The organism is Polaromonas sp. P1_E1_2 (assembly GCF_056406035.1).
In genome coordinates this window covers 1-2628 of record NZ_JBFUAZ010000592.1, presented here as the reverse complement: position 1 = coordinate 2628, position 2628 = coordinate 1, and the positions used below count along the sequence as shown (strand labels likewise).

Below are 2628 nucleotides of genomic sequence, written 5' to 3'. Positions count from 1 at the left end.
GCGCAATATCTTCAAGGAGCTGCAACGCGACCTGGGTACGCCCCCGCCCCAGTTTCCGGTGCCCGGCGGCAGCCTGGTGAAGTGGGCGACCCATGGGGTGCTGTTGCTCAACACCTGCCTCACAGTTGAGGAAGGGCTGCCGGCCAGCCACGCCGGCAAGGGCTGGGAAGTATTGACCGACACACTGATCCGCCAGGTCGCGGAAGGCGACCACCCGGTGGTCTTCATGCTGTGGGGGGCACATGCCCAGAGCAAGCGGGCATTGATTGATGCGAAGCGCCACAAGGTGCTGGTGGCCAACCACCCGTCGCCGCTGTCGGCGATGCGGCCACCCTTGCCTTTTATCGGTTGCGGCCATTTCTCACAGGCGCGCGAATGGCGTGACGCACATCCGAAGGTCTAGGCTGCTATTGTTTTGATAGCTGCTTGCGCTCGTCCCGCCTGGTCGGAAGGCCGAAAAGTCTTAAATTCTGAAGATGGGCTAAAACTCCGCCGGAAGGCTGCCCACGTAGTCGCGCCGGATATTGACTGTGCTTTGCAGGCCCAGCGCCTCAAAATGACGGCGCAGCCAACGCTTGGCTGCGCCCTGGCCCATCTCAAACAGTTTTTCGATCATGGCCGTGTCGGCCGACATCTTGCTGGACGAGGGCAGGCTTTCCAGCGCCTCGCCGCCGTCGATGCGGTGCAGCAGCAGGCTCTTGTATTTCTCGCCCTCCTGCAAGCGGCCATCGGCCAGCAGGCGGTTGATGAAGTCGATGGTGCGCATCTGGGACAGCAGGCTGGCGTTGAAGGTCAGCTCGTTCACCCGGTCCGCGATGTCGTGAGGCGTGTGGGGAATCTCGGGGCGCCGCAAGGGGTTGATCTGCACAACAATGATGTCGCGGCTGCTGCAATCACTGATGAGCGGCAGCAGCGAGGGATTGCTCGAGAACCCGCCATCCCAATAGTGCTGGTCATCGATTTCAACCGCCTGAAACAGCGTGGGCAGGCAGGTGGAAGCCATCACCGCCTGCAAAGTCAGGCGCTTGCCGGCAAAGATCTCTGCCCGACCGGTGGTGACATGGGTCGCCGATACGAAGGCCTTGGTTGTGTGCATGGCCGCAATGGCGTGAAAGTCGATTTCTGCCTCCAGCAGTTTGCGCAAAGGGTTGATGTCCAGCGGATTGGACTGGTAGGGTGACATCCACTGTGTCATTGCGCTATTCATTAAGTTTGCACTCACTTTATTGGCGGCCCAGCCCCCAATGAGCATCTTGCTGATGCTGTCAGCCATGGAGCCGAGGCTGCCCATGGCGGCAACGCCCTGCCAGACCCGGCTGAGGGACGCACGTGCCGCCTCCCGCGGGTTGGTTTTTTCGGGGGAGTTGTCTTTTTGGGCGGTAGCGAATCCGTGTGCCAGCGCCACGGCGTTGACCGCCCCGGCGCTGGCGCCGCTGATGCCGTCAAACTCGATGCGCTCGTCCGCCAGCAGGGCATCCAGCACCCCCCAGGTGAATGCGCCGTGTGATCCGCCACCTTGCAAAGCAAGATTGACCCGGCGCAGGGAAGACGGCTCAGCGGGGGAGGAGGGAAGTGCGGGTACGGTGACAGTGCTCATGAGTAGACGGTCTCACGTTATCCAGGTTGGCCGGTGGCGCGGGAGGGTGCCCGGGACGGCAATATCCATGCGATTCACTCTGGCATTGATGAAAGGCTGACACATCATGCCCGAAGCCTGGCCGCAGCCGCCATGGGAGGGCGGCAGGGTCTGGGGATTAGGGCCGGACCGGGTTATGCCGCGTTTTCGGGGGCTTTCCGCGGTACCCAGGGGCATCCCGGGGTGAAGGTGTGGTCGGGAGATGCGCTGGCGAGGCATGCGGCAGCTTTTTTAATGCTTTTTGCCATGCCTTGGCATTTCGTCCGACATAAAACCGTGGCATAATCCGAGGTTCGCTTGAAGGATGGGTGCCCGAGTGGCTAAAGGGGGCAGACTGTAAATCTGTTGGCTAACGCCTACGCTGGTTCGAATCCAGCCTCATCCACCAGATTTTGTTTTGATTTTGGCAAGCGGGCGGCGCAAGAAAGTCGCGTAAAGCGTGTTTTGGGTCGTGAGTGATTTTGGTGTGAGTTGAATTGGCAGAGCTGCGCGGGAGTAGTTCAATGGTAGAACCCTAGCCTTCCAAGCTAATGACGCGGGTTCGATTCCCGTCTCCCGCTCCATAAAGCTGCTTTATGGTTCTGCTTTTGAATCTTGCGCCAGATTGCAATTTTGGTTTTGAGTTCAGCCCTTTTGGCTCAGTGGTAGAGCACTCCCTTGGTAAGGGAGAGGTCGCGGGTCCGATTCCCGCAAAGGGCACCAAATTTTGAGTCGGTGCGGCGTACGAGGCGCTGTTGCAGGCTGTAGTGGTAACTGGTTTTGTAACTCTTTATAAATTTCTGGAGTTGAAAAAATGGCAAAAGGCAAATTTGAGCGGACCAAGCCGCACGTCAACGTAGGCACGATTGGCCACGTGGACCATGGCAAGACGACGCTGACGGCGGCGATCACGACCGTTCTGGCATCCAAGTTCGGCGGCGAAGCCAAGGGCTACGACCAAATTGACGCGGCACCCGAAGAAAAGGCACGCGGCATCACCATCAACACCGCCC

The 2628-nt window shown here is 59.6% G+C and carries 3 protein-coding genes and 3 tRNA genes; 5 read left to right on the top strand and 1 reads right to left on the bottom strand.

The features are described from left to right. On the top strand, nt 1-403 hold a 403-nt coding region (locus tag AC1D1P_RS20415; protein ID WP_477674217.1), incomplete at its 5' end, for a uracil-DNA glycosylase. A 78-nt stretch (nt 404-481) separates the two neighbouring features. On the opposite strand, the gene AC1D1P_RS20410 is transcribed toward AC1D1P_RS20415, so the two are convergent. Further along, the gene (locus tag AC1D1P_RS20410; RefSeq protein WP_457282281.1) at nt 482-1597 is read right to left on the bottom strand and encodes a patatin-like phospholipase family protein; all 1116 of its coding nucleotides are present in this window, start codon (nt 1595-1597) and stop codon (nt 482-484) included. Nucleotides 1598-1938: 341 nt separating this feature from the next. On the opposite strand from AC1D1P_RS20410, the gene AC1D1P_RS20405 reads away from it, so the two are divergent. From AC1D1P_RS20405 to AC1D1P_RS20390, 4 genes are all read left to right on the top strand, one after another. Beyond that, nucleotides 1939-2024 (top strand) — tRNA-Tyr (locus AC1D1P_RS20405). Between the two features lie 101 nt (nt 2025-2125). Continuing rightward, a tRNA-Gly gene (locus AC1D1P_RS20400) sits at nt 2126-2199 on the top strand. Nucleotides 2200-2263: 64 nt separating this feature from the next. Beyond that, nucleotides 2264-2338 (top strand) — tRNA-Thr (locus AC1D1P_RS20395). Nucleotides 2339-2429: 91 nt separating this feature from the next. After that, nucleotides 2430-2628: GTP-binding protein (locus AC1D1P_RS20390; RefSeq protein ID WP_477674216.1), on the top strand; the 199-nt coding region annotated here is incomplete at its 3' end.